This is a genomic window from Rhodococcus sp. USK13 (assembly GCF_018343855.1).
Taxonomy (GTDB): domain Bacteria; phylum Actinomycetota; class Actinomycetes; order Mycobacteriales; family Mycobacteriaceae; genus Rhodococcus_F; species Rhodococcus_F oxybenzonivorans.
The window spans coordinates 2,996,646-3,020,130 of the sequence record NZ_CP069242.1 but is presented as its reverse complement, the minus strand read 5'-3'; the positions used below and the strand labels follow the sequence as shown (position 1 = coordinate 3,020,130).

At 66.5% G+C, this 23,485-nt stretch carries 9 protein-coding genes and 3 pseudogenes; 9 read left to right on the top strand and 3 right to left on the bottom strand.

The genetic code is table 11. The features are described from left to right. The first annotated feature begins 62 nt into the window (after positions 1–62). The 5 genes from JQT59_RS16390 to JQT59_RS16370 all read left to right on the top strand — a co-directional run bounded on the left by JQT59_RS16390 (position 63) and on the right by JQT59_RS16370 (position 3,395). Positions 63–527, top strand: coding sequence for a cupin domain-containing protein (locus JQT59_RS16390; RefSeq protein WP_213576982.1), 465 nt, complete (start codon positions 63–65; stop codon positions 525–527). Then, positions 524–928, top strand: a complete 405-nt coding sequence (locus JQT59_RS16385; protein WP_109332199.1) for a DUF1304 domain-containing protein — start codon at positions 524–526, stop codon at positions 926–928. The genes JQT59_RS16390 and JQT59_RS16385 overlap by 4 nt, the downstream gene beginning before the upstream one ends. Positions 929–1,008: 80 nt before the next feature. Beyond that, the gene (locus tag JQT59_RS16380) at positions 1,009–1,875 is read left to right on the top strand and encodes an alpha/beta hydrolase family protein (RefSeq protein WP_213576981.1); all 867 of its coding nucleotides are present in this window, start codon (positions 1,009–1,011) and stop codon (positions 1,873–1,875) included. A 332-nt stretch (positions 1,876–2,207) separates the two neighbouring features. Continuing rightward, entirely contained in the window at positions 2,208–3,047 is an 840-nt protein-coding gene (locus tag JQT59_RS16375) for a GAF and ANTAR domain-containing protein (RefSeq protein ID WP_213576980.1), read from the top strand. 177 nt (positions 3,048–3,224) lie between these two features. Continuing rightward, on the top strand, positions 3,225–3,395 hold the full coding sequence (locus tag JQT59_RS16370) for a hypothetical protein (protein ID WP_201453441.1): 171 nt from the start codon (positions 3,225–3,227) through the stop codon (positions 3,393–3,395). A 33-nt stretch (positions 3,396–3,428) separates the two neighbouring features. Here JQT59_RS16370 and JQT59_RS16365 read toward each other — a convergent pair whose 3' ends face one another. The 3 genes from JQT59_RS16365 to ychF form a co-directional block, all read right to left on the bottom strand. Then, positions 3,429–4,343 (bottom strand): exodeoxyribonuclease III, encoded by a 915-nt coding sequence (locus JQT59_RS16365; protein WP_213576979.1) that lies wholly within the window; start codon positions 4,341–4,343, stop codon positions 3,429–3,431. A gap of 127 nt (positions 4,344–4,470) precedes the next feature. After that, on the bottom strand, positions 4,471–6,123 hold the full coding sequence (locus tag JQT59_RS16360) for a DUF5677 domain-containing protein (protein ID WP_213576978.1): 1,653 nt from the start codon (positions 6,121–6,123) through the stop codon (positions 4,471–4,473). Between the two features lie 389 nt (positions 6,124–6,512). After that, positions 6,513–7,592, bottom strand: a complete 1,080-nt coding sequence (gene ychF, locus JQT59_RS16355; protein ID WP_109332205.1) for a redox-regulated ATPase YchF — start codon at positions 7,590–7,592, stop codon at positions 6,513–6,515. Between the two features lie 267 nt (positions 7,593–7,859). Here ychF and JQT59_RS37100 point away from each other — a divergent pair. From JQT59_RS37100 to JQT59_RS38410, 4 genes and pseudogenes are all read left to right on the top strand, one after another. Beyond that, positions 7,860–19,706 (top strand): annotated as a pseudogene (locus JQT59_RS37100) (amino acid adenylation domain-containing protein); the annotation flags it as partial. 41 nt (positions 19,707–19,747) lie between these two features. Then, a complete protein-coding gene (locus JQT59_RS37725) occupies positions 19,748–20,077 on the top strand; it encodes a condensation domain-containing protein (RefSeq protein ID WP_283254090.1) in 330 nt (109 codons plus the stop codon). Continuing rightward, positions 20,041–23,040, top strand: a pseudogene (locus JQT59_RS37720) (non-ribosomal peptide synthetase); the annotation flags it as partial. The gene JQT59_RS37725 and the pseudogene JQT59_RS37720, both read left to right, overlap by 37 nt. After that, positions 22,923–23,417: pseudogene (locus tag JQT59_RS38410) on the top strand (hypothetical protein); the annotation flags it as partial. The pseudogenes JQT59_RS37720 and JQT59_RS38410, both read left to right, overlap by 118 nt. Positions 23,418–23,485: the final 68 nt, after the last annotated feature.

The window sequence follows — 23,485 nt, the reverse complement described above, 5'->3', positions numbered from 1 at the left end:
CGTCGCGGCTATCCCAGATTTCTGGGATGGGCCACCGATCATCCCGGTCTTACGGTCGCAGTATGTCTACTGACGTTCACATCCTCCGCTCCTGTGACGGCCCACGCCTCACCATTCCCGACGCCGATATCACGGTGCTGGTACCCGGCGAGGTCACCCGCGGGGCGTACGAGGTCTTCCTGGTCGAGAGTCGGCAAGGCAGACCGGGGCCACTGCATACCGAGCCGTGGCCGAAGTCCTACCACCTGTTGCGCGGCCGGATTCTCGTTCAGGCGGCCGACACCGGTTACGAACTCGCCGCGGGTGAATCCATCACCTTCCCCCCGGGAACGATGAACACCTTCACCGTTCTCAGTGAGTCGGCCGAGTTCCTCCTCGTCACGGCCGGTGCGGACATGAGCGGGTTCTTCACCGAACTCGACGCTCTCGGTCGCGCTCAGCACTCGGAGGAGGACGCCGCGCCCCTTCTCCACAAGCTCGCGAACGAGTACGGGATCACGCTGGCGAGCCAAGCAGGTGCGTCATGATCGTCATCGCTCAGATTGCGACGCTGATCGCGGCGGCCGTTCATCTACTGGCGTTCGTGTGGGAGTCGGTGGTGTTCCTCCGACCGTCGGTGCACGAGCGGCTGTTCCGGATTCCCACCTCCGACGTACCGGCTGTCCGCCTGTGGGCGTTCAACGTCGGGTTCTACAACTTGTTCCTCGGTTCCGGCGCGGTGGCCGGTGTTGTTCTCTGGTGGGCCGGGTCGGACACCGCGGGCCGCACCCTCGTGATCTACACCTGCATCTTCATGTTCCTGGCTGGAATCGCCCTGGCCGTCTCGGACCGTATGGCCTTGAGCCGCCCTCGCGGGTCGGGCGTCGCTGGAGCCCTGTCCCAGAGCACACCTCCACTGGTGGCGTTGGTGGCCCTGGCGATCGGATGAGCACGATCGTCTCGCGATTGCCAGTAAGTTCTCAGGCTCCGAACCCACCCGGGAGCGTCGCCGGGCGGCACCATGGAGTGATGTCACAGATGACCGTGCTCGCCGTCGGTGGCACCGGCGAATCCCGTCCCGATGACCGCCGCACCGAAGTCTCGGGCCTCCTCCGCGAGGTGACCGTCCGACTCGACGACCGTTTTGCGCCCCGATGGGTCGGTTATCCGGCGTCGTACGGGCCGGTCGCGACGGGCGGCCTCAGCTACGTGCAGAGCACCGAAGCGGGAGTCTGCGCGTTACTCGACCGACTCCGGGAAGACGCCGGCCCGATCGCCCTGATCGGCTACTCGCAGGGGTGCACGGTCATCCGGGAACTTCTCGGAATGATTGCTGCGGGCATTGTCCCAGTGGGCCGCATCGTTGCCGCCGGATTCATTTCCGATCCGCAGCAACCGGCCGGGGTGGTGCCGGGCTGCGAGGGACGCGGCGTCGCCGGCGAAGGCCCGCCGCTCCCCGCCGCGGTTTCGGTGATGTGGGTGGCGAACCCGCAGGACATGATCTGCAATGCCAGCGACGACAGCTACGTCCGCGACATTGCGGATCTCACCCGATCGATGTCCTTGCGCACCGTGCACACCTGGTGTGCGCACATGTGGCAGCTGCTCCGCCACAACAGTTTCCAGAACGCGGCGAAAACCCGCTTCAGCCCCCGTCAGTGGCGTACCGACCTCCGGCGTCTGCGTGTCGCACTCGTCGAAATTCTTGGCTACCTCCCGCCACGGCTGGCCTGGCGTGGCATTCGTATCGCCAACCGGCGGGGTGGACGGCACATCGCGTACGCAACCGAGCCCCTCGACGCGCATGGGCTGACCGGATGTCAGGTGTTGGCACGCTGGCTGTGCGACACGGCGGATGACCACACGGTCTCCGAGTCACTGAGCCCCGCCGCCTGAACCGAACGCGCTACGACAGCCATCGACGCTCCCTCACCGACCGCACTGTGCACTGCCATCAGTCCGCCGAGCGAAATGAGAGCCACGCCCGCATCGAGCGCCAACCTCCCGACAGCGAGTGCATCGGTCACCGTTTGTCGCACACTCATCTGGATCTCCCTCCGGTGGTCGACCGCTCTGACACCTTCCTATACAGACGTGCCCGGATACCCGATGGCTCAACCACAGCTTCAGACCTGCGCCTTGAACGCCTCCTCTGGCGCCGACCGCCTCCGCAGTTCTGGAACGCCCTGGTTCCACATCGAAGGGGCGCGGGGTCATAATGGGTCGTTATGGACGCATATCACGCTGATGCGGCCACCGCAGACTCCGTCCTCGCCTCACCCGAGGACGCCCCCGCGGTGGTGAAGAAGGTTGCCCGGTCTGCCGCGACGCTGAGCGTCGAGCGGTTGGCCGCGTTGGTGACCGCTATGGGTGGATCGATCTCGGACGAAGATCACCTGGTGGTTGTACTGCAGCGAGCAGTGGAGATCGCGCACGAGGCGATCGACGGCGCCGACAGCTGCGGCATCACCATCGTGTCCGGCGGCCGTACCTTCACCGCAGTGCACACCGATGCGCGAACACTGCAGGTCGACGCCCACCAGTACGAAATCGGCGAGGGTCCGTGCCTGCATGCGGCCACCACGGGCGAGACCGTGCGCGTAGACGTCGACAGTGCCGACGCACGCTGGCCCCAGTTCATCGCCGCCGCGAAAGAAGAAGGCGTCCGCTCGTTCCTCGCTGCCCCGCTCTACACACCTAGCGAGCGTTTCGGTTCGCTCAACATCTATGGTCGCAGGCCCGACGCCTTCACCGAGCAGGACGAAGCCGTCGTCGATGCCCTGACCGCCGCTCTGGCCCGTGCCATCGGCGACTATGCGCGCTTCCGGCATGCGCGGGATCTCGCCGACGGGCTACGCGAGGCCCTCGAAAGCCGCGCCCCGATCGAGCAGGCCAAGGGCATGCTGATGGCCATCCACCGGATCGACGCCGACGCCGCCTTCCAGATGCTCGCCGAGAATTCACAGCGCAGCAACCGAAAGCTGCGGGTTGTCGCGAAAGAACTGCTGGCCGCCGTCTCCGGAGTCGACGCCGCAACCGCCGACGAGACGGCCAAAGAACCCTCTTGATCCGCTCACTGCAGCACAAAGTCCTGCCCGGCATACGACCACCGAACAGGACCGTGCGCGCCCTCGGAGCTGCTTTCTCAACTCCGCGCGCTGAGCAGATGCACACGTAGGAACGAGCAGCCACTTCCGGACGAGAGTACGCGTGCTTCGGCGGCCCACGCCTGCGACAATGGGACGGTGTACGACGACGTCACCACACTGGGCAGCGAAAAGCTGACCGCCATCCTGGCGGAGCAGCGGGCGCTCCTCGGAGAATCTGTTGCCAACGACTACGGCGAGGCGTACTGCATCCACGCCCGTGAGCGCATCGAAGAACTCGAGGCCGAGGTCGCTCGTCGCGGGTTGTAGTTCTCGCCGCACTGTCCCGGGTACGTGATCTGCTCAGAGCGCATAGTCCACGACCACTGGAGCGTGGTCACTCATCCGGCGGTCCGCCGCCGGATCCCGGTCGGTGCCGGCCGCGACCACGGCCCCCGCCAAACCTGGCGTCGCAAGGTGGTAGTCGATGCGCCACCCGACATCATTCACGAACGACTGACCCAGCCACGACCACCACGAGTACGGACCGTCGACACCCGGATGCTGTCGCCGGACGACGTCGACGAGCGTGCGCGGCGACAGGATGGAGTCGAACCACTCACGTTCCTCCGGCAGATAACCCTCCACCTGGTTGCTGCGGCGCCAGTTCCGAACGTCGTGACGGGTGTGCGCAATATTGAGGTCACCCATCACCAGCAGTTCCCTGCCCCGTGCGCGTGCCGTGCGGCGCGCGCGGGTCAGCTGTCGCGCGAATGCGGAGAGGAACCGCATCTTGCGGTCGTAGCGGGCTCCACCGTCGGGCGCCTCCCGCATGCGCCCCGGCTTCTGCAGGTGCGCCGGAAGGCCGCCCTTCGGGAGGTACATCGACACCACGGTGATCGGCGCCTCGGCAAGGTCCACCTCGAGGTACCGGCCCTCGTTGGCGAACTCCCCCAGCCCACGGGCCAACGGCACCGGGTCGAGTTCGACTGTCTCGGTGTGCGTTTCCCCCGGACGTTGCACGAGAGCCGCACCACTCCACGTTCGAACCGCGAGGGGCGCACACCGGGTCAGGATCGCGACACCGTTGCGGCCCGCGAGCTCCCCCTCGTCGTATGCCAGGTGGTACTCGCCGAAAACACCCGGCGGGATGGCGCTGGCACGAGCCCGCATTTCCTGGATCGCGACCACATCGGGTCGACGATCAGCCAGCCACTCCTCGAATCCGCGCCGCTGCGCCGCGCGGATTCCATTGACGTTGAAGGTCGCGATCCGCACGAGGCACAGTGTAGGGAACCGTCTCGAGCGGCCGAACTCGGCTGGGTGGTCAACGGGTTCTAGACGTTGAAGCGGAACTCCACGACGTTTCCGTCTGCCCCGCTTAGCAACGTCACATGGCGAAACCTTAAGCGGGTTCCACTGATTGTTCGCCAGTGTCGTCCATCCAAGCGAATGCTGTAGCGACTGCGGCCTCGTCAGTGTCGAGAATGCTCAGCCCCGCTCGCACGAGCGAATAGAACTGGTCCACCCAAGAAGCAGCCAGCTCGACGTTGCCTCCGGGGTTCAACGACAGGCTGGGGATTTGGTGCATGCCGTGGAGCACATTCATGCAGAGCTCCATGGCGTGCGCCTCGACTGACCACCATTCCGAGTGAGCTACCCCGCTAGAGAGTGAGTACACCTGCCGGTAGAAATCCAGCAGGCCGGCTTCCTCTGCCATCGTGCGGATCGACTTGCCGTCAGCGAAGGTGTCACGGGTGTCTACCGTCCGATGATCGAGCACGTCATGGTTGTGGCTGAGACGCTGCAACTCCTCGATGCTCTCCCCAAACCCAGCGGTGCGCGCTTCGACAGGCACCTCGTCTACGATCCGCGCGTAGAGCTTGGCCTTGCCAGCTCCGTACTCCTGGAACTGCCGATAGATGGACTGGTCTTGCTGCGCCATCCAATGCAAGTAGATCTTGATCTCCACCAGCATCCGCCCGATGTGTGTTCCGTGCTCAACGCACCACAGGTCGGGAGCACCGAGCACTGCAATCAGGTCACGCCCAGCGCGGGCCACGAGCCCGGAGACGACCTCCTGCCGTGCGTTCGCGTACAGATGGGCTGGGGCAATCTCAAGCGCCTCGACGAAGCTACTCAACACGTCCATCGTGAACCGGCGCAGGTTCTCACCGCCCGTGGGCACGGGAGTTGGCTCCGCTTGGTCGGAGGGGACCGAGGACGTGGCCTGTTCGTCCGGTTCGCCGTCAGCTGGTTCAGTCTGGGCGTCGTCGACGCTTTCGATCTCCCGATTTCGGATACATCTGGAGGTCATCGCGTTCGCTCCCCAGAACACACGTGCCCACTCGAGCGCCTCGTCAAAGTGGTTCGGTTCTGCGACCTGCACCATTGCCTTGTGCGCACCCCAGGAAGCGCGAACTAGTGAATCTGCCGCCGCGCGCTTGGCAATGTCACCCGGGTAGTCCTTCAGAAGCTCGATCGTCTGGGAATCAGAACTGAACGTTCCCGCCTGGACCGTGCTCCAGGTGCGCAGGCATTTCATGAGCGCCTCGCGGTGGCCATCGCGCAGAACCGACAGCAGCGCATCGCGAATAAGTTCCAGGTCGGGCTGCTCTGGAGGTGTGACCTCGATGTCGCCGACAAGCCAGGACGCAGGGCGGAACGGGTAGGACCCTAGCGCGCGAACAACGGCCGGCGAAAGCAGGCCATGGCGGTCGGCCTCCTCTACGACGACCCCAGCCGCGTCCGGGAACTTCTCGGAAATACGAGCCAGGTGGGTGAGGCGTCCATCCAACGATTCCGCGACCCAGGCGACTTCCCCGTGGTGCGCGAGGGCCTCCTGGACCGCCTTCTGCCACCTCACGAATTGTCGGATGCTGTCATTGCCATGCTCAGCCAGGACGAGTGCGGGCCAGACAAGATCCGGAAAATCGTCCTTAATCCAGTTCTCGATGCACAGCACACCGGTCGCAGCGAGCGGGGACTTGTAGATGCGGCCCTTTCTCACATGGCCTGCCATAGGTCCCGCGTGTTGGTTTGGCTTCGGGAGGCTCATGTCATGAAACTACCTTTTGGGTCTGACGCGTCCGACCATTGAAAATGGCCCCTCCGAGCGGCTACAACGTCTCTCCGCATCCGAGTCGAGTTCGGAGGGCCCGCTAGAGAGACTCTGGCCTCACGTGTCCTGGTTCTGCGGTCATTCTGGTGGCGCCCAGAAACGCAGCAAGTAAAGAGGTTCGAGTTGGCAGCGTCGGCTGATGCATGCGGTTGCCAGGACAACGAGTCCCGCATTCTAACTATCCGGCCGACTGCCGTGAGCGTGAGCGCACGAAGTCTGGCCGTCGCACGCCAGCGATTTCAGTCACCCCACTACGGGTGCTTCGCGATGGAAGTGAAGACTCACGACCACTACTTCTTCACACCAGAGGTTAGACCGCACCTCGACTAAACGTTGAAGCGGAACTCCACGACGTCTCCGTCGGCCATGATGTAGTCCTTGCCTTCCATGCGCACCTTGCCTGCGGCTTTGGCGGCGGCCATGGATCCGGCGGCGACGAGGTCGTCGAAGGAGACGATCTCGGCTTTGATGAAGCCGCGTTCGAAGTCGGTGTGGATGACGCCGGCGGCTTGGGGTGCGGTGTCGCCCTTGTGGATGGTCCAGGCCCGCGCTTCCTTGGGACCTGCGGTGAGGTAGGTCTGCAGGCCGAGGGTGTGGAAGCCGGTGCGGGCGAGTGCGTGGAGGCCGGGCTCGGACTGTCCGATGGAGTCGAGCATCTCCTGCCGGTCCTCTTCGTCGAGCTCGAGCAATTCCTGTTCGACCTTGGCGTCGAGGAACACGGCGTCCGCGGGGGCGACGGACGCGCGCAGCTCGGCGACCTTCGCCTCGTCCGTGAGCACTGCCTCGTCGGCGTTGAACACATAGAGGAACGGCTTGGTGGTGAGCAGGCTCAGCTCGCGCAGCAGTGTGAAGTCGAGCTTGTCTTTCGCGCTGAACAGCGTCTTGCCGGTGTCGAGCACCTCCTGCGCGGCCAGTGCGGCCTCGTGCAGGGGCTTGAGGTCCTTGTTCTTCTTCGCTTCCTTTTCGAGCCGCGGCAGAGCCTTCTCCAACGTCTGCATGTCGGCGATGACGAGCTCGGTCTCGATCACCTCGATGTCGGACGCCGGGTCGACGCGGCCGTCGACGTGCACCACGTCGTCGTCGTTGAACACGCGTACCACCTGGCAGATGGCGTCGGCTTCACGAATGTTGGCCAGGAACTTGTTGCCGAGACCGGCGCCTTCGGAGGCGCCCTTCACGATGCCGGCGATATCGACGAACGATACCGTCGCAGGCAGGATCCGCTGGGAACCGAAGATCTCGGCGAGCTTGTTCAGCCGGGGATCGGGCAGTTCGACCAGGCCGACGTTGGGTTCGATGGTGGCGAACGGGTAGTTCGCGGCCAGCACGTCGTTGTTGGTCAGCGCGTTGAACAAGGTGGACTTGCCGACGTTGGGCAGTCCGACGATTCCGAGGGTAAGGCTCACGGTCGTTGGATTCTACGGCCTCGGCCGCGGTGACCGGTCACCAGTTGCGCGGGTCCCCGTTCGGGGTGTAACCCGGTGATAGCCCGGAGCTGCCACACGGCTGCCGAAGCTCCTGGCCGGGACCCGTAACGGGGGGAGTCGGGTTGACGATGTAACAAGGCTAAGCACCACACCGGAAGGACACAGTCAGAACGCGGTCCCGAACGATCACCGCACCGTAACTGAAACCCGTACCCCGGGCCCCTCTGACCTCCACGCCCCACGGGTGTGGCGGTCACCCGCGACCCCCGGTCGTTGAATGGAGGGATCCTCCCCTTGGATTCTTCAACTTCATCCGACCCCCACACCGACAGGTTCGGTGCCGGCTTCCCGCTGTCGTCGGCGCAGCGCGGGATGTGGCTGGCGCAGCGGCTGACGCCCGAGGTTCCCCTCTGCATCGCGCAGTACGTCGAAGTGCACGGACCCCTGGATGTGGCCTTGCTCGACGAGGCGTCCGTGACCGCCGCGCGCGAGTTCCACTCCCCGTACCTCCGGATTTTCGAGGTGGACGGCGAACCTTTCCAGGTGGTCGACCCGACCCTCGAGTTGTCGACCGAGTACGTCGACCTCCGGGCCGCCGCCGACCCGGTGGCGGCGGCGCACACGTGGATGGAGGACGACTACACGAGACCCCTCGACCCCGAGGCGGACATGCTGGCCGCATCAGCGGTTCTGCACGTCGGGGATCAGCATTACTTGTGGTACAGCAGGATTCACCACGTCGCGCTGGACGGATACGGGGCGATGACCATGGTCAATCGCATCGCCGCCCTCTACACGGCTGCCGTGCAGGGGCGCCCCCCGGAACCGAATCCCGCGGCGGATCTGCGCACGCTCTACGCCCTCGACCAGCGGTATCGGTCGTCGTCTCGATTCGAAGCCGACCGCGAATACTGGGCCCAGCGGATCGCCGGGTTCGCGGAGGGGTCGAGCCTGTCCGAAGTGGTCTCACCGGCGGTCGCGAAAAGCATCCTCCTGACTACCTCGCTGTCGGATGCCGCGTCAGAGCGCCTGATGCACTCGGACGAGGTGTTCGGAGTTCCCGCAGCGGGCGTGGTCGTGGCTGCCTTCGGCTGCTACCTGGCGAGAATGAGCGGCCGCGAGAAGGTGTTGCTCAGCCTGCCCGTCTCCGGTCGAACCACCACCATCCTGCGACGTTCCGGTGGAATGCTCGTCAGCCTCGCCCCACTGCACATCAGCGCGCCGCCCGAGGACCGGGTGGACGAGATGCTGCGCCGGTCCCAGTTGGAGCTCATGGGCGCACTCCGCCATCAGCGCTACACCCTCGAGGACATTCGCCGTGATGCCGGCGACCGATCGTCCGGCCGCCGGCTCACCGGTCCGATGGTCAACGTCATGCTCTTCCACCCGGAAATCACACTGGGCCCGGTGACCGGGGAATTCCACGTCGTCACGTCCGGTCCCGTCGAGGACCTCCTAGTGAACGTCTACCGCAGCGGCACACCCGAAAGGACGCTGGTCGAGTTCCGGGGCAACCCACACCGGTACACCGACGAAGACTTGCGTCGGCACCATTCCGCTTTCGTCGCCCTGCTGGAGGAGCTCCTCGAGGCCCGCCGCGAAGACGCGACAGCGGACGTTCATCTCGAATCCGCCGCCGAAGGAGCACGCCGACGGCGGAAGGTGGCTGCGCTCGACTATTGGAAGCAGACCCTCGACGGCCTTTCCGCGAACGACATTTTGCCCACCGACCACCCGCGGCCCGTCGATCGCACAGTCGTGGCGGACGGACGGGTCGATGTTCGCATCCCGGCCGAACTGCACCAACGCATGCACAGTGTTGGCGCCGACTGCCGATTCGCAGCCTTCTCCGCGATCCATACCGGGCTGGTCGCACTGCTCTCGCGACTGGGGAGCACCGACGACATCGCGGTCGGCACCTCCGGCGGTCCGGGCGGTGGGCCGCTGATCCTGCGCACCCTCGTCGACAGCGCTCAGACGTTCACCGCCGTGCTCGGACGGGTCCGCGACACGGAGCTGGGCGCGTACACCCACTCCGACGTCCCCTTTGACGAGATCGCGGCGGCACTGGGCCTACGGGACGAGTCGTCCGGCCGGTACCCATTCCAGATCGGTCTCGAATTCGTGGGTACGGCAACGGACGCGTCACCGACCGACGGCGCGGATCTGTCGGTCGTCTGCTCGGCGCACCCCGACTGTTCGGGCGTCGATATCCAGCTTCTTTTCGCGACGGCCTTGTTCGAACCCGACACCGTGCTGGAGTTCGGGAACCGCTTGGTGCACCTGCTCGATGTCGCCACGCTCGACTCCGGTTCGGCCGTCGGCGATTTCGACGTCCTCACTCCCGCCGAACGCGCGAACCTGGTACCCGCTCTGGGACCACCTGCGCTGCCGCCCCGACTGCTGCCCGACATCCTGACTTCGGCCGCGGAGATCGATCCCGACGCAGTCGCCGTCTCCGAGCGGGGCACGGACGTGTCATACCGCGAACTCGACGAGGAATCGAATCAGTTGGCGCGCCTGCTGATCGCGCGCGGTGCCGGACCGGACACCATCGTCGCGCTCGCACTGCCGCGATCTTCCGAGTTCGTGCTCGCGCTCTGGGCCGTCGCCAAGTCCGGTGCAGCGTTCCTCCCGGTAGACCCGAACTACCCGCAGGCCCGCATCGAGCACATGCTGACCGATTCGGGCGCAGTGCTGGGCGTGACCGATCACCGACACCGCCTGCGTTCGCCTGCCGTGTCCTGGCTCGACTTGGACGACACACGAACCGATACCACCGTCGCCGGGTGCTCTCCTACCCGTGTGACCCAGGCGGACCGATTGCGGCCACTGCGACGTGACCACGCGGCCTACCTGATTTACACGTCCGGTTCCACCGGCATCCCGAAGGGCGTGTCGGTCGGTCACCGGGGCATCGCCGACCTCGTCAGCGCGGAACGCGAAGGTCTGGAAATTTCACCCGAGTCGCGGGTCTCCCATTTCGCCTCGCCCAGCTTCGACGCCTCCATCTTCGAACTGCTCGGCGCATTCGGAGCCGGCGCGCGAGTGGTGATCGTGCCACCGGCCGTCGTCGGCGGCGCCGAACTGACCCGGATACTCGCCGACGAGCACGTCAGCCACGCAATATTCACGCCGACTACTGCGGCGACACTCGATCCCGCAGCCCTCCCCGAGCTGACCGATCTGGCCCTCGCCGGCGAGGCAAGCCCGCCCGAGTTGGTCACGCGGTGGGCGTCTGCCGCCCGGAGGGTCCGCAACGCATACGGCCCCACCGAGGCCACGATCATGTCGACGCTGAGCCCACCGCTCGCACCCGGGCAACGGGTGACCCTGGGCGGGCCGATCCGGGGATTCTCGATACTGGTTCTCGACTCCCGACTCCATCCGGTTCCGCCGGGAGTCGCAGGCGAAGTGTATCTGGGTGGTCCCGGCCTTGCCCGCGGGTATCACCGGCGACCCGGCTTGACTGCAGCACGTTTCGTTGCCGACCCGCACGGTCCACCGGGCGAGCGCCTCTACCGCACGGGCGACGTCGCCGCGTGGCGGAAGTGTGCCGGCCTTCCGGACGGAACACCCACCAGCCTGTCGCTGGAGTACCTGGGCCGCAGCGACTTCCAGGTCAAGATCCGCGGGTTCCGTATCGAACTCGGCGAGATCGATGCCGTCCTGATGCGGCATCCCACGGTGAGCTTCGCTGCGACGGTCGACCGCGCCACCAGCGCAGGCGACCCCACACTAGTCGCGTACGTGCGACCGGTGCAGGGCGCGCAGGTGGACGTCCCCGGATTGGAAACGCTCCTGCGACGCACCCTCCCCCGGTACATGCTTCCGTCGGCCATCGTGCCGCTCGACGAGGTCCCGCTCACCCCCGGTGGGAAACTCGACCGTGCGGCGTTGCCCGCACCCACCTTCCTGCCCGGCAGCACTCATCGGAAGCCGGCCACCCCGACGGAGGCCACCGTCGCCGCCGTCTGGGAGACCGTGCTGGGGGTCAGCGGCATCGGCGCCGACGACGACTACTTCGATTTGGGCGGGAATTCGCTGACGGCGACCCGAGTGGTGGCCCGGGTGAACGCGGCCCTCGGCACCACGATCGGGGTCGCCGAACTGTTCGAGGCGCCGACGGTGGCGACACTGGCTGCGAGACTCGACCGGGACGAGCATCGCGGGCCCGACCGTCCCGCCCTTGCCCCGGTGGCACGCCCCGCCGTCATTCCGCTGTCCTCCGCTCAACAGCGCATGTGGTTCATCAATCAGTACGACACCACGTCACCCGCCTACAACATTCCGCTGGTCGTCCGCTTGACGGGACGACTCGACGTGCCCGCCCTGGTGGCCGCGATCGGTGACATCGTGGAACGGCACGAATCGCTGCGCACCGTGTTCCCCGCATCACCCGACGGCCCGCACCAGGTCGTGCTGCCGGCCGCCGACGCGGTACCCGTCATCGAACCGATCCCCGTGGAGAACGAAAGCGAGCTGGCGCAACGCCTTTCCGAGGTGTGCTCGACGAGGTTCGACGTCGCCACCGCCGTCCCTTTGCGCTGCACCCTCCTTCAGCTCGGCGACAGCGAGTACGTCCTGGCACTGGTTCTGCACCACATCGCGGCGGACGGGGCGTCGACCGCACCACTGGCCCGGGACGTGACCACGGCGTACGCCGCGCGCACCGCCGGTCACGCCCCGCAGTGGCCACCGCTCGCCGTGCAGTACGTCGACTACACCCTCTGGCAGCGCGCACTGCTCGGAAGTGACACGGACCCGGACAGCCTGCTGTCGCGGCAACTCGACTACTGGACCGAAACACTGAGCGGAAGTCCCGCCCTGCTCGAGTTGCCCACCGACCACCCGCGCCCGGACACCCGGTCGCTGCAGGGGGGCCGCGTCGAATTCGCGATCGACCCCGAATTGCACGGCGCCTTACTCGAGCTTGCCCGTACCTCCACGTCGACGGTGTTCATGGTGTTGCACGCCGCACTGGCAGTTCTCTTGGCCCGGCTCAGTGGATCCGACGACGTCGCCGTCGGCACTCCGGTGGCAGGCCGGGGCGAGGCAGCGCTCGACGATGTGGTCGGCATGTTCGTCAACACCGTGGTGCTGCGTACCAAGACAGACCAGTCGACGGGTTTCGGCGACACCCTTCGGCACGTGCGGGACACCGATCTCGCCGCCTTCGGTCACACCGACATCCCGTTCGAACAGCTGGTGGAGGTGCTGGACCCCCCACGTTCATCGGCATATTCACCGCTCTTCCAGGTATTGCTCGAGTTCGAACATATCCTGCCTTCGGGCAGGGAACTGCACGGTCTCGAGCTGCCCGGCCTCCGCCTGGAGCCGGTCGACTACGACGCGGGAATGGCCAAGTTCGATCTGCAGCTCTGGCTCTCCGAACGTCTCGACACCAACGGCTCCCCCCTCGGTATGCAGGCGGGGGTCGTGTATGCCACCGATCTGTTCGACGAGCAGACGGTGCGGAATTTCGCCGAGCGTTTCGTGCGCATACTGGAGGCGGTCACCGACAATCCGCAGATCCCGATCGGTGACATCGACATCCTCGATGCAGCCGAGCGGGACGCCGCGCTCACACGATGGCGGCAGCGCGTCACTCTGAGTGAAAGCCATACTCTGGCAGACGTATTACTCCGCGCGGCGGCGACGTCCTCGAATCAGGGAGCCGTCACCTACACGGGTGACACGGTCTCGTATGCCGAGCTGGCTACCAGCGTCACTCGTCTGGCCCGTCTGCTGATCAACCGCACACTTACCCCCGAAACCGTTGTTGCCGTGGCGATTCCCAGATCCGTCGACTGGGTGGTCGCCGTGCTCGCGGTGATCGCAGCGGGCGGTGCCTGTCTGCCGGTCGAGGTGACCTGGCCTCGCTCCCGCGTCGAGCATGCCCTGACGTCGGCGGATCCCGCGATGATCGTCACTCACCTCGAACTCGCGGCTGAACTCCCCGACACCGGTTCTGCTGTCGTCGTGCTCGACGCTCCCGACACGGTGCTCGAACTCGCTGCTACGTCGGATGCGCCGCTCACGCATGCTGCAACGCCGGACTCGGCTGCCTATGTGCTGTTCACCGCCGGTTCGACGGCGCCGCCGAAGCCGGTCTCCCTCTCGCACCGCACCGTGCTCGCCGCCTTCGCTTCCGCATCCCAGTCTTTCGGCTTCGACCGTTCCGATGTGTGGACGACGTTCCCCACCCACACCGTCGATCTCTCCGTGTGGGAGCTGTGGGGTGCGTTGCTGCACGGTGGGCGGTTGCTGATCGTCGACGAAGACACAGCCCGGTCACCGCGGGAGACCGCAGCACTGATTGCCCACGAACACGTCACTGTCCTGAGCCGGACCCCCACAGCATTCGATCCGATTCTTCGCGCCCTGCCTACGGCGGGAAGCACTCCACTGTCAGCTCCGCGACTCGTCGTCCTCGGCGGCGAGGCCGTCTCCGCCGACCTGGCCGCACGATTGTCCACGCTGCCGGCGTCGACCACCGCCGTGCAGATGTATGCCTCCACCGAGACCGTCACCTGGGTGGCAGCGTCGGAGGTGCTCGCGACCGCACACCAGGCACAGGCCCTCCCGCTGATACCCGCGCCCGGCCGGCCGCTCGTCGTTCTGGATCGTCGGCTGCACATCGTCCCCGCGGGTGTCGTGGGCGAGCTGTATGTGGGTGGTACCGCCCTCGCACGGGGCTATCACGGCCAGGCACGTGCCACCAGCACCCGCTTCGTGGCGAGTCCGTTCGATGGTCCCGGCGAACGGATGTACCGCACCGGCGATCTGGCGCGAACCGACCGGGACGGGGGCCTTTACATCGTCGGCCGTTCCGACTTCCGGTCGTCGCTCCGCGGATACCGTATCCCCCTCGACGAGATCGACGCGGCGATGTCCGCGCACCCCTCAATCGACCAGGCGGTGACGGTCGACTACACCACCCGTTCGGGTGACCACGCCCTGGTGTCCTATGTGACCCCGGCCGCGAGTGCCGAAGTGGAACAGGGCGGTCTGACCGAGTTCGCCGCGACCCTGCTTCCGGCGCACTGCATTCCCGCCGAGATAGTCGAGCTCGACACTCTTCCCGTCGACGATACCGGTGTGGTCGACCGCACCGCCCTGCCTGTGCCCGAGTCCCTCGGGTACGCCGCCGAGTTCCGCGCGCCCAGGACACCACGGGAGGAAGCGGTCGCGTCGGTGTTCGCGCAGGTACTCGGTGTCGAAGGTGTGGGCGTCGACGACAACTTCTTCGAACTCGGTGGCACCTCACTGATCGCCACGAAGGTGGTGGCCCGCCTCAACTCGGCGCTGGGCACCGGAATCGGAGTGCGCGCCCTGTTCGAGGCGCCGACCGTGCAGGCCCTGGCCGCCGTGCTCGACGCCGAAGAAAAGGAGGCGTCCCTTCCACCGCTCCAACCGAGGGATCGCACCCGGCCGGTCCCGGTATCGTTTGCGCAACAACGGATGTGGTTCGTCAATCAGTTCGATACCAGCTCCGCGGCCTACAACATACCGATGGTTGTGCGCATCAGCGGACCACTCGATATTGCCGCTCTCAGCGCTGCCCTGGTGGACGTCGTCACTCGACACGAATCGTTGCGGACGGTGTACCCCCTCACCGACGAGGGACCGGTCCAGGTGGTGCAATCCGTCGACGCGGCACAACTCGAGCTCACGCCGATACCGATCCTCGACGACGAACACCTGCGGGAACGGATCGACGACGTCATCGCCACCACCTTCGACGTCACGGTTCGGGCACCGCTGCGTGCCGAGGTATTCCGCGTGGACCCACTCACCCACGTCTTCGCGCTCGTGGTGCATCACATCGCGGCGGATGGGTGGTCGCTGGTTCCGCTGGCGCGAGACATGACCACGGCGTATGCCGCGCGCACGCAGGGTCACGCCCCGGACTGGAAACCACTTCCCGTGCAGTACGGGGACTTCGCACTCTGGCAACGAGAGGTCCTGGGGTCCGCAGAAGACCCGACGTCGCCACTGTCCGAGCAGCTCACCTACTGGCGGACCACGTTGGCCGATCTCCCTGAGAGGCTGGAACTGCCGGCCGACCGTCCCCGACCCTCGACCGCCACCTACCAGGCGGCCACCGCCCGCTTCACCATGTCGCCGGCGACACACCGTCGGCTGACCGAGATGGCGCGGGAACACGATGCCACTCCCTTCGTCACCGTCCACGCCGCTCTTGCGGTGCTGCTGTCGCGGCTCGGGAACACCGGCGACGTCACGGTGGGGTCGCCGATCGCGGGACGTGGCGAACAGGCACTCGACGATCTCGTCGGCATGTTCGTCGGCACCCTCGTGCTGCGCACGCGAATCGACCCGGCACTGTCGTTCGACAAGGTCCTGGCCCGCGTACGAGAAACGGATGTCGACGCCTTCGCGCACGCGGACATCCCCTTCGAGCGTCTGGTCGAGGAACTGAACCCGGCGCGTTCCACGGCTGCACACCCCCTGTTCCAGGTGATGCTCTCCTTCCTGAACCTGGCGGAGGCGAAACCGGAATTGCCTGGACTGCGCGTGTCCACCCTCGACCTCGACTCGCACCTGTCCCAGTTCGACCTGAATGTCGTTCTGCGCGAGCACCTCACCGACGACGGCGCGCCTGGCGGAATCACCGGCGAGTTCGTGTATTCCACCGATCTCTTCGACGAAGCGACCGTGCGCAGGTTCGTCGACATGTTCCTCCGCGTGATCGACACGGTGTCTTACCTGCCCACCACGGTGGTCGGTGATATTCACTTGCTCGACAGCACCGAGCTCGAGCGAGCGCTCGACCGGAAGTTCGTCACCAGACACGACTTACCCGGTGACACGATCCTCGACCTCTTCGATGCCCAGGTCGCCAGGGCACCCGAGGATACCGCTGTCGTGTTCGAGGGGAATGCCCTGACCTACCGCGAGTTCGACTCCTGGACCAATCAGCTCGCGCGCATCCTGATCGGGCGGGGCATCGGACCGGAGTGCGTGGTGGCACTGGCCTTGCCGCGATCGTTCGAACTGCTTGCCGGAATGTTCGCCGTCGTCAAAGCGGGCGCCGCCCTGCTTGCCCTCGACCTCGGACATCCCCCCGAACGCATCGCCTATCTGCTCGACTCCTCCGCGCCCGCATTGGTGCTCACGGTTTCCGGCGTCGATGTTCCGATCCCTCCCGGCACCGAGGTTCTCGCCCTGGACGTCCTCGATCTCGAGGCTGTGGATGCGCGTCCGGTCACGGACGCCGACCGCATCGCTCCCCTGCACCCGGAGAACCTCGCCTACGTGGTCTATACCTCGGGCTCCACCGGAAGACCCAAGGGCGTCGCAGTGTCCCATGCAGCGATCACCAATCAGCTGGCGTGGTCCCAATCCCAGCTGCCGCTCCTTCCCGGCGACCGCACCCTCCAGAAAGCACCGATCGCGTTCGATGTCGCTATCTGGGAATCGTTCTCGGCATTGTGCGCCGGCAGCGCATTGGTCATTCTCCGGCCCGACGGCCATCTCGATCTCGAGTACCTGACTACGGTGCTGTCGACCGAGAACATCACCGTCGTCGAATTCGTGCCCTCGATGCTCGAGGTGTTCGTCGGCGACCACCGACGCGCATTCCCCTCGTCGCTCCGCCGGGTGTTCTCGGGAGGTGAAGCTCTGCCTGCCCGCACCGCCGACCGGGTGCTGTCCCGAAGCGTCGCGCTCGGGAACATGTACGGTCCGGCAGAGGCGTCGGTGACGGCCACCTATTGCGATGTCACGTCGCTGCCGCTCACACCCGTGATTCCGATCGGCACCCCGGTGTGGAATACCCGGGTGTATCTCCTCGATCACCGGTTGCACCCGGCGCCGCGCGGAGTGGCTGCCGAAATGTACATCAGCGGTGCGCAACTGGCCCGCGGATACCTGGGACGACCGGACCTGACCGCACTTCGGTTCATCCCGGATCCGAACGGTGCCCCGGGGAGCCGGATGTATCGCACCGGTGACCTCGCCCGCCACAACAGTCTCGGACAGATCGAGTATCTGGGACGCAGCGATTTCCAGATACAGCTGCACGGCTACCGCGTCGAACCGGGAGAGATCGAATCCACACTGCTCCGCCACCCAGGGGTTGCCCAGGCCGTGGTGGCACTCCACCGGGACTCCCACGGCGCCGACCATCTGATCGGTTACGTCGTGCCCGAGCCGGATGCGGAGATCGACGGGAACATCCTGATCGACCATGCCGCCTCTGCCCTGCCGTCGCACATGGTGCCGTCGACGATCCTCATCCTGCCGTCGTTCCCGCTGACACCGAACGGCAAGGTCGATCGCGGGGCACTTCCCGCCCCCGACTTCTCCGTCCGTGCAACGAGTCAGCGGATGCCGAGCTCGGAGGTCGAGCGCGTACTCGCGGCCCTGTTCGCAGAAGTACTCGGTCTCGACGCCGTGGGTGTCGACGATTCGTTCTTCGCGCTCGGCGGCGACAGCATCATGGCCATTCAATTGGTCGCGCGGGCACGAACCGCCGGCCTTACCGTGCAACCGCGGGACGTGTTCGAACACAAGACCGTCAGCCGGCTCGCGCGGGCCGTCTCGATCCAGCCGTTCGCCGCACCCACTCTGGAGGAACTGCCCGGTGGCGACATCGGAGAGTTCCCCCCGACTCCTGTCATTGCCTGGCTGCTCGAGCTCGGCGGCGACTTCAGCCAGTTCTCGCAGGCCGCACTGCTGGCCACCCCGGCAGGGGTCGACCAGGAGACGCTCACGCGTACCCTCGAGGCCGTCGTCGAGCACCACGCCGCCCTGCGCGCTCGGCTCCGTCTCACCCCGGGCCGCGACCCGATCATGGAGGTACCCGCGGGACCCGCCCCCGGCGGCGGCGATCTTCTCCGACGGGTCGCGGTCGCGAGCGTCACGGGCCCGGAGTTCCATCGCCTGGCGGTCGCCGAACTGGAGGCCGCAGCCGGCCGGCTCGACCCGGCCCGGGGCGTCATGCTGCAGGCCGTGTGGTTCGACACCGCCCCGGATCACCGCAACGGCGACCTGTCAGCGCACGAGGGCCGACTCCTGCTGGTGATCCATCACCTGGCCGTCGACGGCGTGTCCTGGCGAATCCTGGTACCCGACCTCGCCGCCGCGTGGGAAGACATCACCGCCGGCCGGGACCCCGACCTGCCCGAGAACGGAACCTCGATGCGCCGCTGGGCGCACGCCCTCGTCGACACCGCCCCCGAACGGGCCGGTGAACTCGACCTCTGGCGCCGCATCCTCGACGGACCCGACCCCCTCCTCGGATCCCGGCCACTCGACCCCGTCCACGACACCCGCGCCACGTCCCGCGACCTCACGGTCGATGTGCCGACCGGCGTCACCGAGGCACTATTGGCAGACGTGCCCAAGGCTTTTCACGCCGGCACCGACGACGCACTGCTCACTGCGCTCGCGATCGCGATTGCCGTCTGGCGACACCGCAGGGGCCTTCGGGTGAACGAGGTTCTGGTGACCGTCGAGGGGCACGGCCGGGAAAATAGCCTCATCCCCGGCGCGGACCTCTCCCGCACCGTCGGCTGGTTCACCACCATCCACCCCGTCCGACTCGACCTCACGGGCATCGACCTCGACGACGCCCTCCACGGCGGAGACGCCGCCGGAACCGCCATCAAAACCATCAAGGAACAACTACGCACCATCCCCGACCACGGCGCCGGATACGGACAACTGCGCTACCTCGACCCCGACACCACCGAAGAACTCCGCACCTACCCCGGCCCCCAGATCACCTTCAACTACCTCGGAAGGTTCACCACCGCCGCAGCTGTCGAGGGATGGAACTCGGCGTGGGCGCCGGTCGAGGATGCCGACCTCGGGGGACGTCAGAACGCGGAGATGCCCGCACCTGCGGTGCTGAGCATCGACGCCGCCGCGGTGGGGGCCGCAGGTGCACGAGAGTTGAAGTCCACGTGGACGTTTGCGGCCGGAGTCCTGACTGCCGCGGAGGTGGGCGAACTCGCCGACCTCTTCACCACCGCACTCACCGCCCTCACCACCCACACCCACCAACCCCACACCGGCGGACACACCCCCACCGACTTCGACCTCGTCCACCTCGACCAACACACCATCGACACCCTCGAACACCACTACCCCACCCTCACCGACATCTGGCCCCTCTCCCCTTACAAGCCGGCCTCCTCTTCCACTCCGAATACACCGACCACACCCTCGACACCTACACCGTCCAACTCACCCTCGACCTCCACGGCCCCCTCGACACCACCCGACTCCACCACGCCGCCGAAACCCTCCTCCACCGCCACCCCAACCTCCGCGCCGCCTTCACCCACACACCCGACGGCCACCCCATCCAAATCATCACCGACCACACCCCCTCCCCTGGACCGAACACGACCTCACCCACCAACCACCCCACCAACACCCCACCACCGTCGAAGACATCCTCACCACCGACCGCCACACCCGCTTCGACATGAACACCCCACCCCTACTCCGCTACACCCTCATCACCCGCACCCCACACCACCACCACCTCGTCATCACCAACCACCACATCCTCCTCGACGGCTGGTCCACCCCCCTCCTCCTCCACGAACTCCTCCACCTCTACACCCACCACAACGACACCACCGGACTCGCACCGGTGACCCCGTACCGGGATTACCTCGCCTGGTTGGCTCAGCGGGACTACGCCGAGTCGGTCGAGGCGTGGCGCCGGACGCTCGAGGGAGTCGAGGAACCGACACTTCTGGTGCCCCAGGGTCATCTCCCCTTGGAGCGGGGGGCGCCGGCCGACCACGTCGTGACGCTCGCCGCCGAACACACCGACACCCTGCGGGCACTGGCCCGCGAACGGAACCTCACCCTCAACACCATGGTCCAAACCGCCTGGGGCATCGTCCTGGCCACCCTCACCCACCGCGACGACGTCGTCTTCGGCACCACCGTCTCCGGACGCCCACCCCACATCCCCGGCATCGAAACCATGATCGGACTCTTCATCAACACCATCCCCGTCCGCATCACCCTCGACCCCCACCACACCCTCACCCAACTCCTCGACCACACCCACCACACCCACACCCAACTCCTCGACCACCACCACCTCGGCCTCCCCGACATCCACCGCGCCACCGGACCCGCCACCACCTTCGACACCCTCACCGTCTTCGAGTCCTACCCACTCGACACCGCCGCTCTCGACCCGCACGACAGCGAACTCGACATCACAGGTGTCCATACGATGGACACCACCCACTACCCTCTGGCGATCGCCGCCACCGCCGACACTCGCGTGCACCTGCGTGCCACCTACGACAGCGCCGCTTTCGACACCGCAGCGGTCGACACCCTGCTCGAGCGGGTGATCACCGTTCTCGTCGCCATGGCCGACACACCGGCTCTTCCGCTGTCCCGCCTGAGCGTCCTCACCCCCGAAGAGTCGGCAACGCTGGTGCCCGCCCGCGGTGAGGCCACCGAGCGGCCCCGCACCCTCGCCCACCTCATCACGGAAGCCGCTGCCCGTCATGGCAATTCCACCGCGGTGGTCGACGGCGACGTCCAGGTGACCTATAACGAACTCGACGAACGCTCCACCCAGCTCGCCCGCTTGCTCGTCGACCGGGGGGCCGGTCCGGAAACCGTTGTCGCGGTGGCGGTGCCGCGGTCAGTAGAGTCTGTGGTCGCCGTGTGGTCGGTAGTGAAGACCGGCGCCGCGTTCCTTCCCGTGGACCCCACCTACCCCCGCGCCCGCATCGACCACATGGTGTCCGACTCCGGTGTCACACTCGGCCTGACCGTCTCCGAGCACATCGAAGCACTGCCCGGCACCGTCGCATGGACGAGTGTCGACGACGTACGCACGGACGGCGGCGCGCCTGCCACCGGTTCCGGCGTCGACCTGTCAGGTCCGGGCGTCGACACCCCGGCCTACCTCATTTACACCTCCGGGTCGACCGGTATCCCGAAAGGTGTCGTGCTCAGCCATCGTGGGATCTACGCGCTGGCAGACGAATTGCGCGAGCGCGCCGACGTGACGTCGCGATCGCGCGTCATGCACTTCTCGTCCCCGAGCTTCGACGCATCGATTCTGGAGTACCTGCTGACCTGGTCGGCGGGAGCCACGATGGTTCTGGTCCCCCCCACCGTGTACGGCGGCGAGGAGCTGAAGCGGCGGATGCTCGACGGCGGCGTGACCCATGCCTTCCTCACTCCCACCGCCCTGGCCTCGCTCGATCCGACCGGATTCGACGGGCTCGAATGCATCCTTACCGGTGGCGAGGAATGCCCGACGGAGCTGGTCGCTCGCTGGGCGCCGAAACACCGCATGCTCAATGCGTACGGCCCGACCGAGGCGACGGTGGCCACCAACCTCACCCACGACCTGGTCCCGGGGGAGACGGTCCCGATCGGCGGCCCTGTTCGCGGCGTCACCGAGCTCGTGCTCGACACCCGGCTGCAACCGGTCCCGGTGGGCGCGCCCGGCGAGCTCTATGTTGCCGGCGGCGGGCTGGCACGTGGCTACTACGGGCGCCGCGGCCTCACCGCGACCCGGTTCGTGGCACACCCCTACGGCACGGGCGAGCGGCTGTACCGTACCGGTGACATCGTCCGGTGGCGCGACCACGGTCATACGCTGGAGTATCTGGGCCGCAGCGATTTCCAGGTGAAGGTCCGCGGTTTCCGCATCGAACTGGGTGAGATCGATGCGGTGCTGACCCGCCATCCCGCCGTCGCCTTCGCAGCGACGCTCGCTGACCAGTCGGCTTCGGGTGACACAGCCCTCACCGCCTACGTACTGCCCGCCGCCGATCAGAATTTCGAGGCACGGAGCCTCGTCGCGTTCCTTGCTCAGCGACTGCCCTCGCACATGGTTCCCGCAGCGATAGTGCCGATTGCCGAGATACCGCGCACCCCGACGGGCAAACTCGACCGCGACGCACTGCGGGCCTTGCGCGGTACTTCCGGACGGGACGGGCGTGACGGTACCGGGCGGACAGTCCCCACCACTCCGCTCGAAGACACGCTCACCCGGCTGCTCGCTGCGGTACTCGAGATGCCCAGTCTCGGGGTCGACGACAGCTTCTTCGAGTACGGCGGTAACTCCCTCAGTGCCACCCGGGCGGTGGCCCGCATCAACACGGTGCTGCACACCGACATCGGCGTCCGCGCACTGTTCGACGCCCCCACCCCTCGCGCGCTCGCCCGGGTGGTGGCCTCGGCGGAGAGCGGCACCACCGCCCGGCCTGCGCTGACTGCGGGTCCGCGGCCGCGGTGGATCCCCCTCTCCCCCGCCCAGAAACGCATGTGGTTCCTCAACCAATACGACACCACCTCACCCGCCTACAACATCCCCCTCACCCTCCACCTCACCGGACACCTCGACACCACCGCACTCGAACACGCCCTCACCGACCTCACCACCCGCCACGAAACCCTCCGCACCACCTACCCCTCCACCACGGCCAACCCACCCAACACATCCACCCACCCACACCCCACCACCTCCCCACCACAACCACCACCGAAACCCAACTCCCCCACCACATCACCACCGACACCACCACCGGATTCGACGTCACCACCGACACCCCACTGCGCACCCACCTCTACCAACTCACCCCCCACCACCACATCCTCACCCTCGTCCTGCACCACATCAGCGCCGACGGCCACTCCTCACCCCACTCCTCCGCGACCTCGTCACCGCCTACACCGCCCACACCCACCACCACACCCCCACCTCACCCCCTCACCATCCACTACGCCGACTACACCCTCTGGCAACACCAACTCCTCGGCACCACCGACGACCCCCACAGCCTCATCACCACCCAACTCCACTACTGGAAAAACACCCTCCACGCACTCCCCGACCTCCTCCC